The sequence below is a fragment of the Achromobacter sp. F4_2707 genome (genome assembly GCF_047501535.1).
Lineage (GTDB): Bacteria > Pseudomonadota > Gammaproteobacteria > Burkholderiales > Burkholderiaceae_B > Yanghanlia.
Map to the genome: position 1 here is coordinate 96,042 of NZ_JAZDRJ010000006.1, position 19,250 is coordinate 115,291.

Sequence of the window (19,250 nt, forward strand, 5' to 3'; positions counted from 1 at the left end):
ACACGTAATGGTTGAAGTCACCATCGACGGCATCAAGACGGAAGCGCCCGAAGGCAGCATGGTTATCCAGGCTGCTCACAAGCTAGGGGTCTACATTCCGCATTTTTGCTATCACAAGAAGCTTTCCGTTGCGGCTAACTGTCGCATGTGCCTGGTTGATGTCGAGAAGGCGCCCAAGGCCATGCCTGCCTGCGCCACACCCGTCACCAACGGCATGGTTGTGCACACGCGCTCCGAGAAGGCCATTGCTGCGCAGAATTCCGTTATGGAATTCCTGCTGATCAATCACCCGCTTGATTGCCCGGTCTGTGACCAGGGCGGTGAGTGCCAGTTGCAGGACCTCGCCGTCGGCTACGGCAAGTCGGCTTCCCGCTACCAGGAAACCAAGCGGGTGGTGCCGGCCAAGAACATGGGCCCACTGATCTCCACCGATGGTATGCAGCGTTGCATTCACTGCACGCGCTGTGTGCGCTTCGGTGAAGAGATCGGCGGCATCATGGAAATCGGCATGGTGAATCGTGGCGAATTCGCTGAAATCACCACCTTTATCGGCAAGTCGGTTGAATCGGAACTGTCCGGCAACGTGATCGACCTCTGCCCGGTTGGCGCGCTGTTGTCCAAGCCTTACAAGATGAACGCCCGCCCCTGGGAATTGGCTCGCCGCCGCACGGTCAGCCCGCATGACAGCCTGGGTGCGAACCTGATTGCACAGGTGAAGCTTGACCGCGTCAAGCGTGTCGTGCCCTTTGAAAACGAAGAGGTCAACGAGTGCTGGATCAGCGACCGTGACCGCTTCTCCTACGAAGGCCTGTACACCGAAGATCGCCTTACCCACCCCATGATTCGCGGTGAAGACGGCGAATGGCGTGAAGCTTCCTGGAGCGATGCGCTGCAGGTGGTGGTGCAGACGATCAACATGATTCGCGAAGAATTCGGCGCGGAGCAACTGGGTGCATTGGGTACCGCCACGGCCACGACAGAAGAACTGTCGCTGTTGGCGCGCCTGACACGTGCCCTGGGCAGCGAAAACGTTGACTTCCGTTTACGCCAGGTGGATCCCGCATTCGATCAGGCGCTTTCCGGTGCGCCTTGGTTGGGCATGCCGGTGGCCGAACTCAACGAGGTGGATCGTGTGCTGGTGGTGGGTTCCTTCCTGCGCAAGGATCACCCGCTTATGGCTCAACGCCTGCGTCAGGCGGCCAAGCGCGGCGCACAGATTTATTTCATTGATTCTGCCGCGGACGACCCGCTGTTCAATGTGGCCGGTCGTCTTACCGTCGCACCGAGCGCCATTGCCAATGCCTTGGCGGAAGTTTCCGTTGCTGTTGCGCAAGCGCGCGAACAGGACGCTTCCCCCGCATTCAACGGCGTACAGGTTTCCGAGGCCGCACGCGCCATCGCCGCTGGTTTAGCATCGGGTCAACGTACGGCTGTGCTGTTGGGCAATATGGCCGTGGCTTCCAGCCAGGCTACACAGATTGCAGCCAACGCGGCAGAAGTCGCTCGTCAGGTCGAAGCGCGTTTTGGCTTCCTGACCGAAGGCGGCAACACCGTTGGTGGTTATCTGGCGGACGCCTTGCCCCGTAATGGCGGGCGCAGCGCTGCCCAGATGCTGGCTGAGCCGCTCAAGGCTTATCTGGTTCTGAACGCAGAGCTGTCCATGGATGCAGCCAACGGTGCTCAGGCCGTGCAAACGCTTAAGAACAGCGGTTTCGCCGTGGCGCTGACTTCGTACAAGTCTGCCGCCGAAGAGTGGGCCGATGTCATGCTGCCGGTTTCGCCCTTTACCGAAACCTCCGGCACCTTTGTTAACGCAGAAGGGCGTGCGCAAAGCTTTAAGGCAGCCACTGCGCCGCTGGGCGACACCCGCCCGGCTTGGAAAGTGCTGCGTGTGTTGGGCAACTTCTTCGAGCTGCAAGGCTTTGACGACGAAAGCTCTGAAACCGTACGCGACGCTGTGCTGGCAGCCGGTATCGAAAGCCGCTTGTCGAATGAAATTAAGGCCGCACCGGCGTTGACTTCGGTGGCAGCAGGGCAGGGCCTGGAGCGCGTGACGGACGTGCCGATCTACCGCAGTGACGCCATTGTGCGTCGCTCGCAGCCTTTGCAAGAAACCACGGCATCGCAGGCGCCACGCGCTCGCATGTCGGCGGCAACACTGCAAGGCCTGGGCATTGAATCCGGTGACGCGGTGCGTATTAGCTCGGCACAAGGCCAGGTGACGTTGCCTGCGCAACTCGACGACACCGTCGCCGATGGCTGCGTGCGTATTTCCGCAGCGTTCCCTGAAACGCTGGCGCTGGGTGCCGCGGACGGCCAATTGAACGTGGAGCGTGTGTAACATGGAATGGCTCAACCCTCTTCATTCATTTGGTACGGGCCTGCTGGGCGAAACCGCCTGGTACGTGGTATGGACACTGATTAAGATTGTCCTCATCGCCTTGCCCATCATCCTGTGTGTGGCTTATCTCACATACTGGGAACGCAAGATGATTGGCTTCATGCACGTGCGCAAGGGGCCGAACCGCGTGGGCTATCGTGGCTTGCTGCAGCCGTTCGCTGACGTATTCAAGCTGCTCACCAAGGAAGTCATCACGCCTTCCGAGGCCAACAAGGTGCTGTATCGCCTCGGCCCGGTTGTCACGCTGATGCCCGCTTTGGCAGCATGGGCCGTCATTCCCTTTGGCCCGGAAGTTGTGCTGGCCGATGTCAACGCCGGCCTGCTGTTCATTATGGCCATCACTTCGGTGGGCGTTTACGGCATCATCATCGCAGGCTGGGCGTCAAACTCGCGTTACGCCTTTTTGGGTGCTTTGCGTGCTGCGGCTCAAATGCTTTCTTACGAGTTGGCGATTGGCTTTGTGTTGGTAGCTGTGTTGCTGGTTTCCGGCACACTCAATCTGTCGGGCATTGTCGATGGTCAGAACGTAGGCTGGTTTGCCGAGCGTGGTATCAACTTCATGTCTTGGAACTGGTTGCCGCTGCTGCCGCTGTTCGTCATCTACGTGATTTGTATCGTGGCAGAAACTGCTCGCCACCCGTTCGACGTGGTGGAAGGCGAATCCGAAATCGTGGCCGGCCACATGGTGGAATATTCCGGGATGGGCTTCGCCCTGTTCTTCCTGGGTGAATATGCCAACATGATTCTGCTGTCGGCCATGGCATCCATCATGTTCCTGGGCGGCTGGGCGGCCCCGATTGACATCGCTCCGCTGACCTGGATTCCCGGCTGGTTGTGGCTGGGCTTGAAGACTTTCTGCGTTGTGTCGATGTTCATCTGGTTCCGCGCCACATTCCCTCGCTACCGCTATGACCAGATCATGCGCCTGGGTTGGAAAGTATTCATTCCGCTGACAGGTATCTGGCTGGTGGTTCTTGCGATCTGGATGCAGACGCCTTGGAACATCTGGCAATAAGGAATCGGGAGCCAATTATGGAAGCTATTAAAGATTTTTTCGGCAGCCTGATGTTGACCGAAATGCTGAAAGGCATGCGCCTGACAGGGAAGTACTTCTTCAAGCGCAAGGTCACGCTGCGGTATCCGCACGAGAAAACGCCGACCTCGCCCCGGTTCCGCGGCCTGCATGCGCTGCGCCGCTACGACAACGGTGAAGAGCGATGCATTGCCTGCAAACTGTGCGAAGCCGTTTGCCCGGCACTGGCGATTTCCATCGAGTCAGCAGAGCGCGAGGACGGCACACGCCGCACCACGCGCTACGACATCGACCTCACGAAATGTATTTTCTGTGGGTTCTGTGAAGAAAGCTGTCCCGTGGACTCCATCGTGGAAACTCATATCCACGAATATCACGGAGAGAAACGTGGCGACCTTTACTTCACCAAGGATATGTTGCTGGCCGTTGGCGACCGCTACGAGTCCGAAATCGCCGCGCGCCGCGCAGCGGATGCCCCTTATCGTTGAAGCCGGGACCTGAAACTCATGAATTTTGTCACTGTCCTGTTTTATATACTCGCCATCGTGCTTGTCGTTGCGGCAGCACGGGTGGTGACTGCGCGCAGCCCGGTTACAGCGGTGCTGCACCTGATTCTCACCTTTTTTACTGCGTCCATGTTGTGGATGCTGCTGGGTGCAGAGTTCCTCTCCTTGCTGCTGGTCATCGTCTATGTCGGTGCCGTGCTCGTCATGTTCCTGTTTGTGGTCATGATGCTCGACATCCGCATGGAAGACCTGCGGGCTGGCTTCAAGGCGTACTTACCGCTGGGCTTGGTCATTGCCGCCATTATGGTGCTGGAAATGGCCTTTGTGCTGGGCACCACTTGGAGCGCAGCCGGCCCTCAGGCAGCGCGCCCTGACGACTACAACAACACCCTCGCGCTGGGCGAGGCCATGTACACCGACTACATCTTCGCGGTGCAAGTCGGTGGCGTGATTCTGTTGGTGGGCATGGTGGCAGCCATCGCGCTCACCTTGCGCAAGCGTACTGACGTCAAGCGTACCGACCCGAGCAAACAAGTGCGGGTGCGTGCCAAAGATCGTGTGCGCATGGCCAACATCCAGGTGCCCAAGGATTCCGGTCCGGCAGGCCAAAGCGCCCAAGGGGAAGCAAAATGACATTGACACTCGCTCATTTCCTGATATTGGCGGCGATACTTTTCACCATCGGTATCTTTGGTTTCTTCCTGAACCGCCGCAACCTGATCATTCTTTTGATGTCCATCGAACTCATGTTGCTGTCCGCCAACATCAATTTGGTGGCGTTCTCGACATGGTTTGGTGATACCGCTGGTCAGGTCTTTGTGTTCTTCGTGCTGACTGTGGCCGCCGCCGAGGCTGCGATTGGTCTGGCAATTCTGGTGCTGCTGTTCCGCAACATGAATACGATCAATGTCGAAGAACTGGATCAGCTCAAGGGTTGATGGGGTCGCGCAAAAATGAATTCTCCAAGTTTTTACCTGTTGATCGCGCTGGCGCCCTTGTTGGGAGCTTTGCTGACCGGTCTGTTTGGGACGGGCTTTCTGGGGCGCTCTGTGTCGCGTCGCGGTTCGCATGTCATTACTATCGCCCTGGTGGCCCTGTCGTTCGTGGGCTCGGTCATTACGCTGTTTCAGACAGTGGGCGGCCACACCTATGACGGTGTGCTGTACACGTGGACGGTCATCGGTTCCACGCCGCTGCAACTGGGCTTCCTGATTGACAACCTTTCCGCCTTGATGATGGTGGTGGTAACCGGTGTGTCGCTCATGGTGCACATCTACACCATCGGCTACATGGCTGACGACCCGGGTTATCAGCGCTTCTTCTCGTACATCTCGCTGTTCACCTTCTCCATGCTGATGCTGGTCATGGCCAACAACATGGTGCAGCTGTTCTTTGGCTGGGAAGCGGTCGGTCTGGTGTCGTATCTGTTGATCGGTTTCTGGTATACGCGGCCCACCGCTGTGTTTGCCAACATGAAGGCGTTCCTGATCAACCGCGTGGGCGACTTCGGTTTTTTGCTTGGCATTGGTTTGCTGTTCGCATGGACCGGCAGCGTGCACTACGGTGAAGTGTTCGCGCGTAGCCAGGAATTGGCCGATATGCCATTCCCGGGTACCGATTGGAAACTGCTCACCGTGGCCTGCATCTGTCTGTTTGTTGGTGCCATGGGTAAGTCGGCGCAAGTGCCGCTGCACACCTGGTTGCCAGATTCCATGGAAGGCCCCACACCGATTTCCGCGCTGATTCACGCGGCAACCATGGTGACGGCGGGTATTTTCATGGTGGCGCGTTTCTCGCCCGTGTTCGAACTCTCTTCAACCGCGCTGTCCTTCATTATCGTGATTGGTGCGATTGGTGCGCTGTTCCTGGGCGTGCTTGGCGTCATTCAAAACGACATCAAGCGGGTGGTGGCGTATTCCACGCTGTCCCAGCTGGGTTACATGACAGTGGCACTGGGTGCATCGATGTACTCCGGCGCCATCTTCCACCTCATGACGCACGCGTTCTTTAAGGCGCTGCTGTTCTTGGGTGCGGGTTCGGTCATCATCGGCATGCATCACGATCAGGACATCCGCAATATGGGTGGCTTGCGTAAGTACATGCCGATTACTTGGATCACCTTCTTGATCGGTACACTGGCCTTGGTTGGCACGCCGTTCTTCTCCGGGTTCTATTCCAAGGAGCAGATCATCGAGGCAGCCGGTGCAGCCAATGTCTGGGGCGCAAGCTTTGCTTACTACGCCACGCTGATCGGCGTGTTCGTGACCTCACTGTATTCCTTCCGCGTGTATTTCCTGGTGTTCCACGGCCCGGAGCGCTTCCGCAACCCGCCGCATCCGCAAGATCACGGCCATGGCGGTCATCAACCTGCCGGCGATCCTCAAGAGTCGCCCTGGGTGGTTACCTTGCCGCTGGTGGTGCTGGCTGTGCCTTCAGTGGTGGCAGGTTTCTTGTTCGCGGAACCGATTCTGTTTGGCAGTTTCTTCGATGGCGTGATCACGGTATCACCGGAGCATCCGGCGTTGGCCACACTGGCTAGCCACTGGCATGGCTGGATGGCTTATGCGCTGCACGGTTTCGTTACGGTCCCGTTCTGGCTCATGGTCGCCGGTCTGGTCGTCGCCTGGTACTGCTACGTGGTTAATCCCGCGCTGCCCGGCAAAATCTACAGTGCGTTTTCGGGTCTCAACCGCATTCTCGAGAACAAGTACTACGCCGACTGGTTCAATGAACAGGTCATTGCGCGTGGTGCCCGTTGCCTGGGTCATGGTTTCTGGAAGGGCGGTGATCGCAGCCTGATTGACGGCTTGGTCGTCAACGGCAGCGCCCGTGTGGTTGGCTGGGTGGCTGCTGTCAGCCGTCACCTGCAGTCCGGCTACATCTATCACTACGCCTTTGCGATGATCATCGGGATCATGGCTTTATTAACCTTTTTCGTGCTGATGGTTCACTGATGGCTAGCGATATGGCGTCTTCTACATTTCCATGGTTAACGCTTGCGATTTTCGTGCCCATCGTTGCCGGCCTGGTAGTTTTGCTGGTCGGCCGCGATGAAAGGCCCGAACTTACAAGAGTGTTGTCGCTGGTCGGTGCCGTTCTCGGCTTCTTGGTGACCATTCCGCTGTACACGGGTTTCGACCCTTACACAGCCAACATGCAGTTTGTTGAACTCACTCCCTGGATCGAAAGCTTTTCGGTCAATTACCACCTGGGAGTGGATGGCATTTCACTGTGGTTTGTGCTGCTGACCGCCTTCATCACCATCATCGTGGTGCTGGCAGGTTGGGAAGTCATCACCAGTCGCGTGTCGCAGTACATGGGGGCGTTCCTGATTCTTTCAGGCCTCATGATCGGCGTATTCGCAGCGCTTGATGCCATGCTGTTCTACGTGTTCTTTGAGGCCACGCTCATCCCGATGTATCTCATCATCGGTGTGTGGGGCGGCCCGAATCGCGTGTACGCAGCATTCAAGTTCTTCTTGTATACGCTGCTCGGTTCGCTGCTGATGCTGGTGGCCTTCATCTACCTGTGGCATGTTTCGGGCGGTTCGTTCGACATCCTCACCTGGCACAAGACCGCGCTGGCGCACACACCGCAGATCCTCATCTTCCTGGCTCTGTTGGCGGCTTTCGCAGTGAAAGTCCCCATGTGGCCGGTGCATACCTGGTTGCCGGACGCTCACGTTGAAGCACCCACAGGTGGTTCGGTCGTGCTGGCAGCCATCATGCTGAAGCTGGGGGCTTATGGCTTCCTGCGCTTCTCCCTGCCCATCGTGCCTGATGCGTCGCAAACGCTGTCGGGCCTGATGATTGCGCTGTCGCTAATCGCCGTGATCTACATTGGCCTGGTGGCGATTGTGCAGCAGGACATGAAAAAACTGGTGGCCTATTCGTCTGTGGCGCACATGGGCTTTGTGACCCTGGGCTTTTTCATCTTCAATCAAGGCGGCCTGGAAGGCGGCATTGTGCAGATGATCTCCCACGGCTTTATCTCGGGCGCCATGTTCCTGTGTATTGGCGTGCTGTACGATCGCCTGCATAGCCGCGAGATTGCCGATTACGGTGGCGTGGTGAATGTCATGCCGCGTTTCGTTACCTTCTTTGTACTGTTCTCTATGGCCAATGCGGGCCTGCCGGCTACCAGTGGTTTCGTCGGCGAGTTCATGGTGATTGTCGCCTCGGTTCAGTACAACTTCTGGATCGGTCTGCTGGCCGCCACTTCGCTTATTCTGGGGGCGTCCTACTCCCTGTGGATGCTCAAGCGTGTGGCCTACGGCGAGATCACCAATGACAAGGTACGCGGCATGAGTGATATCAATGGCCGTGAGTTCTTCATTCTTGGGGTATTGGCGATTGCTGTGCTCTACATGGGCATTTATCCCAAGCCCTTTACGGATGTCATGCACGTGTCGGTCGATGCGCTGCTGCAACACATCGCCATCTCGAAACTGTAAGCCTTGATGACCATGCAAAATTCTTTTGACTTCGCTTTGGCTCTGCCCGAGATCTTGCTGTTGATCATGGCAGGCACAGTTCTGCTGATTGACGCTTTCAGCAAATCCGAGACGCGGCACGCCACCTTCCTGCTTAGCCTGACTTCGCTGGTAATTCTGACCGTCGTGCAACTGATTCAGTGGAATGCCGGTGTGGCGGGCACGACGTTCAGCGGTCTGTTCGTTATGGATTCGCTGGCCCACTTTCTGAAAGTGGTTTCCTACTTGGCAGTGATCGCCACCCTGATTTATGGTCGTGGCTATAACGAAGCCCGCGACATGACGCGTAATGGGGGTGAGCTCTACTCGCTCACGCTGTTTGCCCTGCTGGGCCAGATGGTGATGATTTCCGCAGGCAGCATGCTCACGGTCTATCTGGGCCTGGAACTCATGTCTTTCGCCTTGTATGCACTGGTGGCGGTTCGCCGCGATCACCTGGCATCCAGCGAGGCAGCCATGAAGTACTTCGTGCTGGGCTCCATGGCATCCGGCGTGCTGCTGTACGGCATGTCGATGATTTACGGTGCCACCGGTTCGCTCGACCTCAACCAGATCGCAGCGGTCATCGGTTCCGGCCAGGCTGAGCGCCTGCCCTTGGTGTTTGGTGTGGTGTTCATTGTGACCGGCCTGGGCTTCAAGCTGGCTACGGCGCCATTCCACATGTGGTCGCCGGACGTCTACCAAGGTGCTCCGACCTCCGTCACCCTCATCATTGCCGCTGCGCCTAAACTGGCTGCGCTGGCCATTACGCTGCGCTTGCTGATCGACGGTCTGCACAGTCTGGCCATCGACTGGCAGCCCATGCTGGTGCTGTTGGCAGTGTTGTCGCTGGCCATCGGTAACCTGACAGCGATTATGCAAACCAACTTCAAGCGGATGCTGGCTTATTCCACCATTTCGCACATGGGGTTTGTGTTGCTGGGCCTGCTTTCTGGGGTCGTGGATGGCGGTTCACAAGCAGCGGGCATGGCTTATGGCTCTTCGCTGTTCTACATGGTCATCTATGTGCTGACCACGTTGGTGACGTTCGGCATGATTATGCTGCTGAGCCATCGCGGCTTTGAGTGCGAGAATATTTCCGACCTCAAAGGCTTGAACCGTCGCAGCCCGTTGATGGCCGGATTGCTGATGTTGTCCATGTTCTCGCTGGCAGGTATTCCGCCTCTCGCAGGTTTCTACGCCAAGTTGGCGGTGCTGCAAGCTGTGATTGGTGCGGGCTACATCTGGCTGGCGGTGTTCGCCGTGGTGATGTCTCTGATTGGCGCCTTCTACTACCTGCGTGTGGTCAAGGTCGCTTACTTTGACGAGCCTGAAGGTGAAACTGCGCCCATTGACACCGGTGTGCTGACCAACGGCCTGATGACAGTGAATGGCCTGCTGGTTCTGGTGCTGGGTATTCTGCCCGGTGGCTTGATGGCCACGTGTGTCAGCGTTATCCGACAATCGTTGCAGTTCTGAGAAGAGTCGGATGAATCAATCGTTCGCGGTTTGGCTGCTGATTCTGCTGTCTTTGGTAACCGCCAACCTGCCTTTTCTAGTGGAGCGCCCGTTTCTGGCGCTTCCCTGGAGGCAAAAAGGTGAGCTTGAGCAGCCGGCGTGGTTGCGCTGGCTGACTTCACTGGTGTTCTTTCTTGTTTTGGTTGGGCTGGGCACCACGGCCATGACGCTGATCGGTGAAGGGGTGTTCACAGCGGCCGATGCCGCTTCAGTGGCACGCTTTCTGGTTATTTTGCTGGTGTTGTTTGGCGTGGCGGCACTAGTGTTGGCATTTCCAGGCTGGCGTAGCCGGGGCCTGCAGGTTCAGAAGTCGTTTTTTGAAAGGCTGCTTGAACTGCTGGTGTTCTATGCGTTGGTGGGTGTGCTGGGGTTCGCGCTCGAAGCCAATCTGGGCAACCGTTTTCAGCAGGGTTGGGAATTCTACGCCATTACGCTCAGCCTGTATCTGGTGATGGGGTACCCCGGTTTTGTGTGGCGTTATCTCATGAAACGCCGTGCGTCTGCGCGGGGTGCCCGGCGTCATCGCGTCGATTCTTCCGCTGCCTGATCCGGCAGTTTCTGTTTTCTTCTTTCCATGTCTCATCTCATACTTCAGTCGCCTAGCCTGATGGCGGCGCATGTCGAACAGATTGCGGCTATCGCTTTAGCATCGGGTGTGCAGGAATTGGGTCCCACCGCTGTACGCTTGCTTGAGGCAGACGATTCCGAGCGCGCTGCCGTTGCAGCGCAATGCGAAGCCTACCGCATGGACTACGCGTTTTTGCCGGAAATTCGCCTGCTGCGGGAACAGCGTATTCTGGCAATGGACATGGACTCTACGCTCATCAACATCGAATGCATTGACGAAATCGCCGATGCTGTCGGGCGTAAAGCTCAGGTCGCGGCGATTACTGAAGCGGCCATGCGAGGGGAAATTAAGGATTTCTCCGAAAGCCTTAACCGGCGTGTTGCCCTGCTGGAAGGGGTGCCTGAATCTGCGTTGTTGGAAGTGTTCGAACAACGACTGCGTTTGAACCCCGGCGCAGAGCGCTTGGTAGCGACAGCGAAGCAGCACGGCGTACGAACCTTGCTGGTGTCGGGCGGCTTCACCTTCTTCACCGAACGGCTGCGCGATCGTCTGGGGCTGGATGCCTGCCATGCGAATACGCTGGAAGTGGTCGACGGTAAACTCACCGGCCGGGTGCTGGGCGATATTGTAGACGGCGGACGCAAAGCGGCTCACCTCGCCGCCTTGACCGCCGAATTGGGCGCTTCCCCTGAGCAAATCATCGCCGTAGGCGACGGCGCCAACGACCTCCCAATGATGGCCCTGGCCAAGTACTCCGTCGCCTACCGCGCCAAACCCGTCGTGCGCGATCAAGCCGCCTACTCCCTTAACTACAGCCCCCTGGACGCCATCCTCAACTGGTTCCGCCTCAGCTTCTAAAACGGGGTCTGTCCCGGTTTCAGCTAGCTGTCAGCTTCTCCCCCGCCGGTTTGCTTTCTTACAATCAGCTGAAACCGGGACAGACCCCATTTGGGTGAGGAGTTCGCGCAGGGTGTTGATGCGGGGGGTGAGGGGGAGGCCTTCTTTGAATTCCAGGCGCAGGCGGTCTTGGCCGGAGAGTTTGATGTCGCGGCGCGTTTGAACGAGCTCAATGATGCGCAGGGGATCGACCTGAGGTTTGGCCGAGAACTGGATGAGTGCATGGCTTTCTGACGCGTCGAGCTTGATGACGCCCAGCGGTTCTGCGAGCAGGCGCAGGCGGTGGGTGGATAGCAGGTTTTGCGCAGCTTCAGGCAGTTTGCCATAGCGGTCGATCAGCTCTTCCTGTATGCCGATGATTTCGTCTTCGTCGCGGGCGTGAGATAGCTTTTTGTACATGCCTAGACGCGCATGAATGTCGGGGCAGTAGTCAGTGGGCAGCAAGGCGGAGGTGTGAAGATTGACTTCACACTTGGCGTCGAAGGGGGACTCCAGGTCGGGTTCTTCGCCCGCTTTCAAGGCACGCACTGCGGTGTTCAGCATGTCGGTATACATGGAGAAACCGACTTCCTGGATGTTGCCGGATTGCGATTCTCCCAGCACTTCGCCTGTGCCGCGAATTTCCAGGTCGTGCATAGCCAGGAAGAAGCCGGAACCGAGTTCCTCCATGGCCTGAATGGCTTCCAGACGCTTTTTGGCATTGGCCGTCATAGCGTCTTCAAACGGTGTCAGCAGGTAGGCGTAAGCCTGATGGTGGGACCTGCCTACCCGGCCCCGTAACTGGTGTAATTGAGCCAGGCCCAGGCGGTCAGCGCGGTGGATGACGATGGTGTTGGCAGATGGCACGTCAATGCCGGTTTCAATAATGGTGGTGCACAGCAGCACGTTATAGCGCTGCTGGTAGAAGCCTTTCATGACTTCTTCAAGTTCGCGCTCCGGCATCTGGCCATGGGCCACGCCAATACGCGCTTCGGGCACCAGTTCCTCAAGCATGGCGCGCCGGTTCTGAATGGTCTCTACCTCGTTGTGCAGGAAGTAGGCTTGGCCGCCTCGTTTGAGTTCGCGCAGCAAGGCTTCGCGCAGCGTGCTTTTATCTTCGCGACGTACAAAGGTCTTGATGGCCAGACGTTTTTGCGGGGCCGTAGCAATGACGGAGAAGTCGCGTATGCCCTCCAGCGACATTCCCAGAGTGCGGGGAATGGGGGTGGCGGTAAGGGTAAGAACGTCTACTTCCGCGCGCAGCTTCTTCAGGGCTTCTTTCTGGCGCACGCCAAAACGGTGCTCTTCGTCAATGATGACCAAGCCTAGATTCTTGAAATGGGTGTCACGCGACAGAATCTTGTGCGTACCAATGACGATATCCACCGAGCCGTTCGCCAAACCTTCTTGAGCAGCGCTCACTTCACGAGCAGAACGGAAGCGGGAGAGTTCCACAACACGCACAGGCCATTCGGCAAAGCGGTCGGAAAACGTCTGAGCGTGCTGCTCTGCCAGCAAGGTTGTGGGGCATAGCAAAGCCACTTGCTTACCGTTGGCGACAGCCAGAAAGGCCGCTCGCAGCGCAACTTCCGTCTTGCCAAAGCCTACATCGCCGCAGACCAGGCGATCCATGGGGCGGCCGGATGTCATATCGTCGATCACGGCTTCAATCGCGGCTGCTTGGTCGGGTGTTTCTTCAAAGCCGAAAACTGCGGCAAAGGCTTCGTAATCCTGCAAGGGCAGCTTGAAACGATAACCTTCTCGGGCGGCCCGTTGAGCATAAAGCGCCAATAGTTCAGCAGCTGCGTCACGTACTTGCTTGGCAGCCTTGCGACGCGCCTTATCCCATTGCCCCGAGCCCAGTTGATGCAGCGGTGCGTTTTCTGAGTCGGCGCCGCTGTAGCGGGAAATCAGGTGGAGCTGGGAAACGGGCACGTACAGGGTGCCACCGCCCGCGTACTCAAGGTGCAGAAATTCCATGGCACCTTCGCCCAGATCCATTTCCTTCAGGCCCACATAGCGGCCAATGCCGTGTTGCGCATGCACCACCGGGTCGCCTTCGCGCAATTCCGACAGATCCCGCACCATGGCTTCGACATCGCTGGCGCGTTCCTGCGCCCGGCGCCCGCGCCGCGTGGTGCGGGCCTGGGTGGGGTAAAGGTCGTTTTCCGTCAGCAGCAGGATGGCGTCGTCTGTTAAGCCAAAGCCGCCGCCGAGGGGCGCCACAAGCAGTGCAAAGGAAGTGCTTGCCTGGAAGAAGTCTGCAAGGTTCTCAATCGAGGTATCGGCGTTGATGCCGAACTCACGCAGCATCTGGTCCAGGGTTTCGCGCCGTCCGGCCGAATCGGCACACAGTGCCACGCGGCCCGGCCAGGTGTCCAGCAGTTTGCGCAGCGCGGCCACGGGATCGTCGGCGCGTCGGGCAACCGCAACATCGGGTACCAGCAGGAAGTCGGGAGCAGGCTGTTCCCGGCTCAGGCTTAAACGGGGAAAGCGTTTAAGCTCAGTAAAAAATTCTTCTTCGTTCAAAAACAGCGCGTCGGGCGGCAAAACAGGCCGTTCGCGATCGCTTTTCAGGAACTGCCAGCGCCCGTAGGTATCCTGGCTGAAGCTTTGGATGGTGGCGGCGGGGTCACCCAGGGTGATGGTAATAGCCGATTCAGGCAGGTAATCGAATAGGGTGGCCGTGCTTTCGAAGAATAGCGGCAGATAGTATTCCACCCCTGCAAATGCAATGCCGTTGCCAATATCTTTGTAGGGCAGGGCGCGCGAGGGGTCGCCTTCAAAGACTTCGCGGAAACGCGCGCGGAACTGATTGCGGGCCGCTTCATCCATGGGGAATTCGCGCCCTGGCAGCAGCTGAATTTCCTTGACCGGATACAGGCTGCGTTGGGTATCGACATCGAAACTACGGATGGATTCGATTTCATTATCGAACAGGTCGATACGGTAGGGCAGCGCTGAGCCCATGGGAAAGAGGTCGATCAGGCCGCCGCGTATGCTGAATTCGCCCGGCGCCGTGACTTGCGTCACATGGCTGTAGTTGGCCAGCGTTAATTGTTGGCGCAGCGCTTCCTCGTTTAAGGCCTCTCCCTGGCGGAAGGAAAAGGTATAGGCAGCCAGGAATTCCGGCGGAGCCAGGCGATAGAGTGCGGTCGTGACCGGCACCAACAGCACGTCCACCCCTTCTTGACTGAGCGCATGCAAAGTGCGCAAGCGCTCTGAAACCAGATCCTGGTGTGGCGAGAAGCCATCGTAGGGAAGGGTTTCCCAGTCGGGCAGCTGGCGGACTTTCAGCTCAGGCGCAAACAGCGGGATCTCTTCCGTGAGGCGCTGTGCGGCCAGCGGCTCGGAACACAGCACCACCAAGCTGCGGCCTGCACTGCGGGCCAAGTCGGCAATAAGGAAGCCGTCGCCGGAGCCGGGTGGAAGGGGTTGAAGGTGTCGTTGCCCGGGGCGTAGGGCAGCCAGGGTCTGGGTATTGGAGGAAAGTGGGGGCACGGAGAAGCGAAACATGGGCCATGAAGCAGGACATTATAAAATGCCTGGGCCATGACTTCTCATTTACCTCGAATTATCGCGATTATGCCTGCGGGCGGCATTGGTTTACGGGCTGGTACCGCCTACCCGAAACAGTATCGCTTGCTACGTGGCGAGCCCATGTTGCGCTGGGCTGCGCGCGCCTTGCTGGCCGATGCACGCATTACTCAGCTTCGGGTGGCCGTCGCGCCCGACGATACTCGGGCCGCTGCCACGCTACAGGGCCTGCCACGCACCGTGTGTCGCCCTTGTGGAGGGCCAACCCGCGCTGCAACCGTTTTGGGAGCCCTGCGTGATGCTGCGCTGTCCGCCGATGACTGGGTGTTGGTGCACGATGCCGCCCGTCCTGGTCTGCCCGCTGATGCGCTTGCGCGGCTGATTGACGCCTGCCTGCTGCGAGAAGAAGGCGGCCTGTTGGCTGAACCCGTGGCTGATACCGTGAAACGAGGGCAGGCCGCAGTGCCGCCCGGTCAGGCAGCGCGGGTGCAAGCGTCAGTTAGTCGAGAAGCACTGTGGCTGGCCCAGACCCCGCAGATGTTCCAGGCAGGTATGTTGCAGGAGGCGCTGGAAGCCGCCGAGGCTGATGAGCGGGTAACGGATGAGGCGTCGGCGATGGAGCTGGCGGGTTATCAGCCCTTGCTGGTGCCGGGGTCCATGCGAAACTTCAAGGTGACCTGGCCGGAGCACTTTGAGATGATGGAAAAATTGTTGGAACCGGATGCCGGCCACTAATGGGGTGCGTGCCCGAACCGGGCGGCGTGCCGATTATTTGTTTGGAGTTGAATGTGAAGCTTAGAGTCGGGCAGGGGTTTGACGTTCATGCCTTGGTTGAAGGGCGTGATCTCATTATTGGCGGCGTGACCATTCCACACACGCATGGCTTGCTGGGGCATTCTGATGCCGATGTATTGCTACATGCGGTCACGGATGCCATTCTCGGCGCCGCAGCGCTGGGCGATATTGGCCGCCATTTTCCTGATACGGATCCACGTTATGCGGGTGCGGACAGTCGGGTGTTATTGCGCGCTGCCATGGAAAAAGTCGCGCAAGAGGGCTGGAAGGTTGTGAATGTGGATGCCACTGTACATGCCCAAGCCCCAAAAATTGGCCCGCATGCTGCCGCCATGGTGGCGAATATTGCTGCCGACTTGGGCATTGATGGGGGCTGTGTGAACGTTAAGGCCAAAACCAATGAAAGCCTGGGGTATCTGGGCCGCAAGGAAGGGATTGCCGCAACGGTGGTCGTTCTGCTTGCTGCCGACTAGGCCGCTAACTATTCCGGCGCAGACGCTTGTGCAGCCCGCCCGCCATAGCGGCGGGTACGGGTTGCTTTGAAAAAACCGCCTGACGACGGTTTTGCATATCTACAAAGTATCGCCGCCTATGCGGCGGTTGCAAGGGCAGAGCTCTTCTGTTTGCAGCGCATCCAGAATCCGCAAAATTTCTTCCGGGTTACGGCCGACATTCATATTGTTGACCGACACGTGCTGAATGATGTTGTCCGGGTCGACGATGAAAGTGGCACGGTGAGCAACGCCTTCGGCGCGATGGCGTATGCCCAGTTGATCCACCAATGAGCCGGTCATGTCGCTGAACTGGTAATGGCTGAGCTTGTCGAGCTCGGGCTGGTGGCGACGCCATGCGAGCTTCACGAACTCGTTATCGACCGAGCCCCCCATGAGCACGGCATCGCGCTGCGAAAACTCGCCGGCAAGATTATTGAAGCCGACAATTTCCGTGGGGCATACGGAGGTGAAATCCTTGGGGTAGAAATAGATGATTTTCCATTTCCCGGGAAAAGAGCTTTCCGTGATGTCTTCGAAAGCAGAAACCCCATTTTCCTCGTGTTCGTTAAAGCCAGGCTTTACGCCAGTGACCCGGAATGATTCGAGTTTGTCACCTATTGTTTTCATCGGTGCTCCTTGCAGATAAGACCTTTTATCAGGGTTTCATCTACGCATTCTAGGGGAAGAATTTCCGCTTGTGTGAACGCCTATGAATGTCAGGGTCGGTAAGCGGCGACGGCTGCTTAATTACCGGTTTCAAGGGGGTAGGCGCGGGGACGATATTTGGGGATCTCAATCCGCGCAACCAGGCCGCCAGGTGGCTGAGAAATGAGCTCCAGTTGGCCCCCGACATGACCCAACAGACGCTCTACGATGGCGAGCCCCAGACCTGCGCCACTGACGCCGGTACGGGCGGATTCTCCCCGAGAAAACGGGCGTAGCAGGCGCTGGATCTCGGTAGCGGCGATACCGCGGCCTTGGTCGCGTACCTCGATGGCAATAATGGTGCCGCGTTGTTCGGCAATCAGTTCGATATGGGCGCGATCGTCTTCAGGTGTGCGGCCGTAACGGCGGGCGTTCTCGATCAGATTGCCCACAATACGCTTGAGGTCGTGTGCATTGATGCGGGCGTACAGGTTGGACTCGATATGGGCTTCCAGCTTGCCGCCCAGAGATTCAGTGTGGCTACGTTCGCGTTCGTATACTTCTCGCAGTACCGACGACACATCAATACCCTGTTCCGGCACCTGACCAGCGGGCCGGGCGTACTCCATGAGCTGATCAATACTGTGATCGATCTGGGCAAGGTCCTCGTCGATGGCGGCGCGCGTTTCATCGCTCACATTGCTCATTTCGATTTCCAGCCGCATGCGGGCCAGAGGCGTGCGCAAATCGTGAGAAATCCCAGCCAGCATGATTTCCCGGTCCGCTTCGGTCTGCCGGATATCACGCGCCATGCGGTTGAAGGCGATATTCATGTCACGAATTTCGGCAGGCCCCTTCTCGGGCAAGGGCGAAGGCGTTTCGCCGCGCGCCAGCTGTTGCGATACTTTAGCCAGTTGCGCGAGTGGGCGATTGACGAAGCGCACGCTGACTGCCGCACCGATGAGCGCCAGCAAAAGCGCTGTGGCGCCCCACCCCAGCCATTCGACCCCGGCGGTCAGTGCCAGCTGCTCGCGCTCAAACACCAGCCAATAGCGGTCGTCGTTGATCTCGAAACTGACCCACACGCCCGGCGTCTGGTTGACGCTCCACATGACTTGGGTGTCCATGCCTTGTTTGTCGCGGATCTTGGCGGCAACATGCTTCCAATAATTGGAGTCAGGCAAGGGTTCCAGAACATCGGATTCTTCGCGTGGCTGGACCCGCAGACTTTCCTTGGTGGCGAGATCCAGCAGCAGGGCGGGGCGTACGCTTGTGGGTGCGTAAACAAGGGCAGACCGCGTGATACTGACGACAGTGGTGACGCGCTGCGCCATTTGACTGGCGCGCGGGCCTTCTTCCATGCTCAGAAAGACTTGCAGCCATGCACCCAGACTGACCAGCATCAAGCTTGCAAGCAGCAGAAAGGACCTGCTGAACAGGCCCAAGCGTATGCGCGGGGTGGAGACCCCGCGCTGTGTAGGTGTAGTGGCCATGACAGCTGCTGCTTAGCGTAAAACTGCTTTCTCCAGCCTACTGACCGCCATCGGGAACGAATACATAGCCCAAGCCCCACACTGTCTGGATGAAGACGGGTTTCGAAGGGTTGGGTTCTATCAGTTTGCGCAGACGAGAGATTTGTACATCTAGGCTGCGGTCAAAGGCTTCGTATTCACGACCCCGGGCGAGTTCCATCAGCTTGTCGCGCGACAGCGGGATTTTCGGATGGCGGGCGAAGACTTTCAGAACGGAAAATTCGCCGGTGGTAATGGGTACCACTTCGTTGTTCTTGGTCAGCGTGCGCGTGGACAAGTTAAGAACGTAGGGCCCAAACTCGATGGACTCGTTTTCCTGGCTGGGAGCGCCAGGATGTTCTTCGGTACCGCGGCGGCGCAGAATAGCGTTGACGCGGGCCAGCAGTTCACGCGGGTTGAACGGTTTTGAAAGGTAGTCGTCCGCACCCATTTCCAGCCCAACGATGCGGTCGATTTCTTCGGCCTTGGCGGTCAGGATGATGATGGGAGTGTTGTCATGCCCACCGCGCAGGCGGCGGCAGATGGATAGACCATCCTCGCCGGGCAGCATGAGGTCGAGAACGAGGAGGTCAAAATGTTCTCGTTGCCACAGCTTGCCCATTTCCTTGGCATCTTCAGCTACGAAGACGTTGAAGCCCTGCTCGGACAGATACCGACGCAGGAGATCACGCAAGCGGGGATCGTCATCGACGATGAGAATTTTGCGGGATAGGGATTGGTTCTGTGTGTTCATGGGGAAAATGTAACAGGGTCAAGTGAGCCAGTGAAGTGGGCGTAGCAAGATATTACATATTATGCATCCGGTAGGAATCGGCTATAGAGCCTAATCATTGCAGAATTTCAAGCCAGCGTATCAGCAATATGGCTGAATATA

General features: G+C 58.0%; 16 protein-coding genes and 1 pseudogene. 13 read left to right on the plus strand and 4 right to left on the minus strand.

Annotated elements, in window-relative coordinates:
• Positions 1 to 7 precede the first annotated feature (7 nt).
• From nuoG to serB, 11 genes and pseudogenes are all read left to right on the plus strand, one after another.
• Positions 8 to 2,341 carry an NADH-quinone oxidoreductase subunit NuoG gene (nuoG, locus tag VRY85_RS07605; RefSeq protein ID WP_414597985.1) on the plus strand — a complete coding sequence of 778 codons (2,334 nt, stop codon included), beginning with the start codon at positions 8 to 10 and terminating at the stop codon, positions 2,339 to 2,341.
• Between the two features lies 1 nt (position 2,342).
• A complete protein-coding gene (gene nuoH, locus VRY85_RS07610; RefSeq protein ID WP_414597986.1) occupies positions 2,343 to 3,416 on the plus strand; it encodes an NADH-quinone oxidoreductase subunit NuoH in 1,074 nt (357 codons plus the stop codon).
• A 17-nt stretch (positions 3,417 to 3,433) separates the two neighbouring features.
• Positions 3,434 to 3,922, plus strand: a complete 489-nt coding sequence (gene nuoI, locus VRY85_RS07615) for an NADH-quinone oxidoreductase subunit NuoI (protein ID WP_414597987.1) — start codon at positions 3,434 to 3,436, stop codon at positions 3,920 to 3,922.
• Positions 3,923 to 3,940: 18 nt separating this feature from the next.
• Positions 3,941 to 4,573 (plus strand): NADH-quinone oxidoreductase subunit J, encoded by a 633-nt coding sequence (locus VRY85_RS07620; protein ID WP_414597988.1) that lies wholly within the window; start codon positions 3,941 to 3,943, stop codon positions 4,571 to 4,573.
• Positions 4,570 to 4,878 carry an NADH-quinone oxidoreductase subunit NuoK gene (gene nuoK / locus VRY85_RS07625; protein ID WP_414597989.1) on the plus strand — a complete coding sequence of 103 codons (309 nt, stop codon included), beginning with the start codon at positions 4,570 to 4,572 and terminating at the stop codon, positions 4,876 to 4,878. The genes VRY85_RS07620 and nuoK overlap by 4 nt, the downstream gene beginning before the upstream one ends.
• A 15-nt stretch (positions 4,879 to 4,893) precedes the next feature.
• The gene (gene nuoL / locus VRY85_RS07630) at positions 4,894 to 6,894 is read left to right on the plus strand and encodes an NADH-quinone oxidoreductase subunit L (protein ID WP_414597990.1); all 2,001 of its coding nucleotides are present in this window, start codon (positions 4,894 to 4,896) and stop codon (positions 6,892 to 6,894) included.
• Positions 6,891 to 8,393 carry an NADH-quinone oxidoreductase subunit M gene (locus VRY85_RS07635; RefSeq protein ID WP_414598082.1) on the plus strand — a complete coding sequence of 501 codons (1,503 nt, stop codon included), beginning with the start codon at positions 6,891 to 6,893 and terminating at the stop codon, positions 8,391 to 8,393. Before nuoL ends, VRY85_RS07635 begins: the two co-directional genes overlap by 4 nt.
• Before the next feature lie 12 nt (positions 8,394 to 8,405).
• Positions 8,406 to 9,890 (plus strand): NADH-quinone oxidoreductase subunit NuoN, encoded by a 1,485-nt coding sequence (nuoN, locus tag VRY85_RS07640; RefSeq protein WP_414597991.1) that lies wholly within the window; start codon positions 8,406 to 8,408, stop codon positions 9,888 to 9,890.
• Positions 9,891 to 9,900: 10 nt separating this feature from the next.
• Positions 9,901 to 10,035 (plus strand): annotated as a pseudogene (locus tag VRY85_RS07645) (DUF2818 family protein); the annotation flags it as partial.
• Positions 10,036 to 10,092: 57 nt separating this feature from the next.
• Complete coding sequence (locus VRY85_RS07650; protein WP_414598083.1) at positions 10,093 to 10,476, plus strand: DUF2818 family protein; 384 nt, start codon at positions 10,093 to 10,095, stop codon at positions 10,474 to 10,476.
• 27 nt (positions 10,477 to 10,503) lie between these two features.
• Positions 10,504 to 11,355, plus strand: coding sequence for a phosphoserine phosphatase SerB (gene serB / locus VRY85_RS07655; RefSeq protein WP_414597992.1), 852 nt, complete (start codon positions 10,504 to 10,506; stop codon positions 11,353 to 11,355).
• Between the two features lie 30 nt (positions 11,356 to 11,385).
• Here the strand turns inward: serB and mfd are convergent, their stop codons facing one another.
• A complete protein-coding gene (gene mfd / locus VRY85_RS07660; RefSeq protein ID WP_414597993.1) occupies positions 11,386 to 14,889 on the minus strand; it encodes a transcription-repair coupling factor in 3,504 nt (1,167 codons plus the stop codon).
• A 36-nt stretch (positions 14,890 to 14,925) separates the two neighbouring features.
• Here mfd and ispD point away from each other — a divergent pair, with 36 nt between their 5' ends.
• Positions 14,926 to 15,645, plus strand: coding sequence for a 2-C-methyl-D-erythritol 4-phosphate cytidylyltransferase (gene ispD, locus VRY85_RS07665; protein ID WP_414597994.1), 720 nt, complete (start codon positions 14,926 to 14,928; stop codon positions 15,643 to 15,645).
• 47 nt (positions 15,646 to 15,692) lie between these two features.
• The gene (gene ispF / locus VRY85_RS07670) at positions 15,693 to 16,178 is read left to right on the plus strand and encodes a 2-C-methyl-D-erythritol 2,4-cyclodiphosphate synthase (RefSeq protein WP_414598084.1); all 486 of its coding nucleotides are present in this window, start codon (positions 15,693 to 15,695) and stop codon (positions 16,176 to 16,178) included.
• Positions 16,179 to 16,277: 99 nt separating this feature from the next.
• On the opposite strand, the gene VRY85_RS07675 is transcribed toward ispF, so the two are convergent.
• From VRY85_RS07675 to ompR, 3 genes are all read right to left on the minus strand, one after another.
• The gene (locus tag VRY85_RS07675; protein WP_414597995.1) at positions 16,278 to 16,826 is read right to left on the minus strand and encodes a peroxiredoxin; all 549 of its coding nucleotides are present in this window, start codon (positions 16,824 to 16,826) and stop codon (positions 16,278 to 16,280) included.
• Positions 16,827 to 16,942: 116 nt separating this feature from the next.
• The gene (locus VRY85_RS07680; protein ID WP_414597996.1) at positions 16,943 to 18,337 is read right to left on the minus strand and encodes an ATP-binding protein; all 1,395 of its coding nucleotides are present in this window, start codon (positions 18,335 to 18,337) and stop codon (positions 16,943 to 16,945) included.
• Positions 18,338 to 18,374: 37 nt separating this feature from the next.
• Entirely contained in the window at positions 18,375 to 19,109 is a 735-nt protein-coding gene (gene ompR / locus VRY85_RS07685) for a two-component system response regulator OmpR (RefSeq protein WP_414597997.1), read from the minus strand.
• Positions 19,110 to 19,250: the final 141 nt, after the last annotated feature.

What these genes read in the sequence shown, in the direction of transcription:
- nuoH (WP_414597986.1), top strand. Translation starts at nt 2,343, where the DNA reads ATGGAATGGCTCAACCCTCTTCATTCATTTGGTACGGGCCTGCTGGGC.
- nuoG (WP_414597985.1), top strand. Translation starts at nt 8, where the DNA reads ATGGTTGAAGTCACCATCGACGGCATCAAGACGGAAGCGCCCGAAGGC.
- VRY85_RS07650 (WP_414598083.1), top strand. Translation starts at nt 10,093, where the DNA reads ATGACGCTGATCGGTGAAGGGGTGTTCACAGCGGCCGATGCCGCTTCA.
- nuoL (WP_414597990.1), top strand. Translation starts at nt 4,894, where the DNA reads ATGAATTCTCCAAGTTTTTACCTGTTGATCGCGCTGGCGCCCTTGTTG.
- mfd (WP_414597993.1), bottom strand. Translation starts at nt 14,889, where the DNA reads ATGTTTCGCTTCTCCGTGCCCCCACTTTCCTCCAATACCCAGACCCTG.
- serB (WP_414597992.1), top strand. Translation starts at nt 10,504, where the DNA reads ATGTCTCATCTCATACTTCAGTCGCCTAGCCTGATGGCGGCGCATGTC.
- VRY85_RS07675 (WP_414597995.1), bottom strand. Translation starts at nt 16,826, where the DNA reads ATGAAAACAATAGGTGACAAACTCGAATCATTCCGGGTCACTGGCGTA.
- VRY85_RS07680 (WP_414597996.1), bottom strand. Translation starts at nt 18,337, where the DNA reads ATGGCCACTACACCTACACAGCGCGGGGTCTCCACCCCGCGCATACGC.
- VRY85_RS07620 (WP_414597988.1), top strand. Translation starts at nt 3,941, where the DNA reads ATGAATTTTGTCACTGTCCTGTTTTATATACTCGCCATCGTGCTTGTC.
- ompR (WP_414597997.1), bottom strand. Translation starts at nt 19,109, where the DNA reads ATGAACACACAGAACCAATCCCTATCCCGCAAAATTCTCATCGTCGAT.
- nuoI (WP_414597987.1), top strand. Translation starts at nt 3,434, where the DNA reads ATGGAAGCTATTAAAGATTTTTTCGGCAGCCTGATGTTGACCGAAATG.
- ispD (WP_414597994.1), top strand. Translation starts at nt 14,926, where the DNA reads ATGACTTCTCATTTACCTCGAATTATCGCGATTATGCCTGCGGGCGGC.
- nuoK (WP_414597989.1), top strand. Translation starts at nt 4,570, where the DNA reads ATGACATTGACACTCGCTCATTTCCTGATATTGGCGGCGATACTTTTC.
- nuoN (WP_414597991.1), top strand. Translation starts at nt 8,406, where the DNA reads ATGCAAAATTCTTTTGACTTCGCTTTGGCTCTGCCCGAGATCTTGCTG.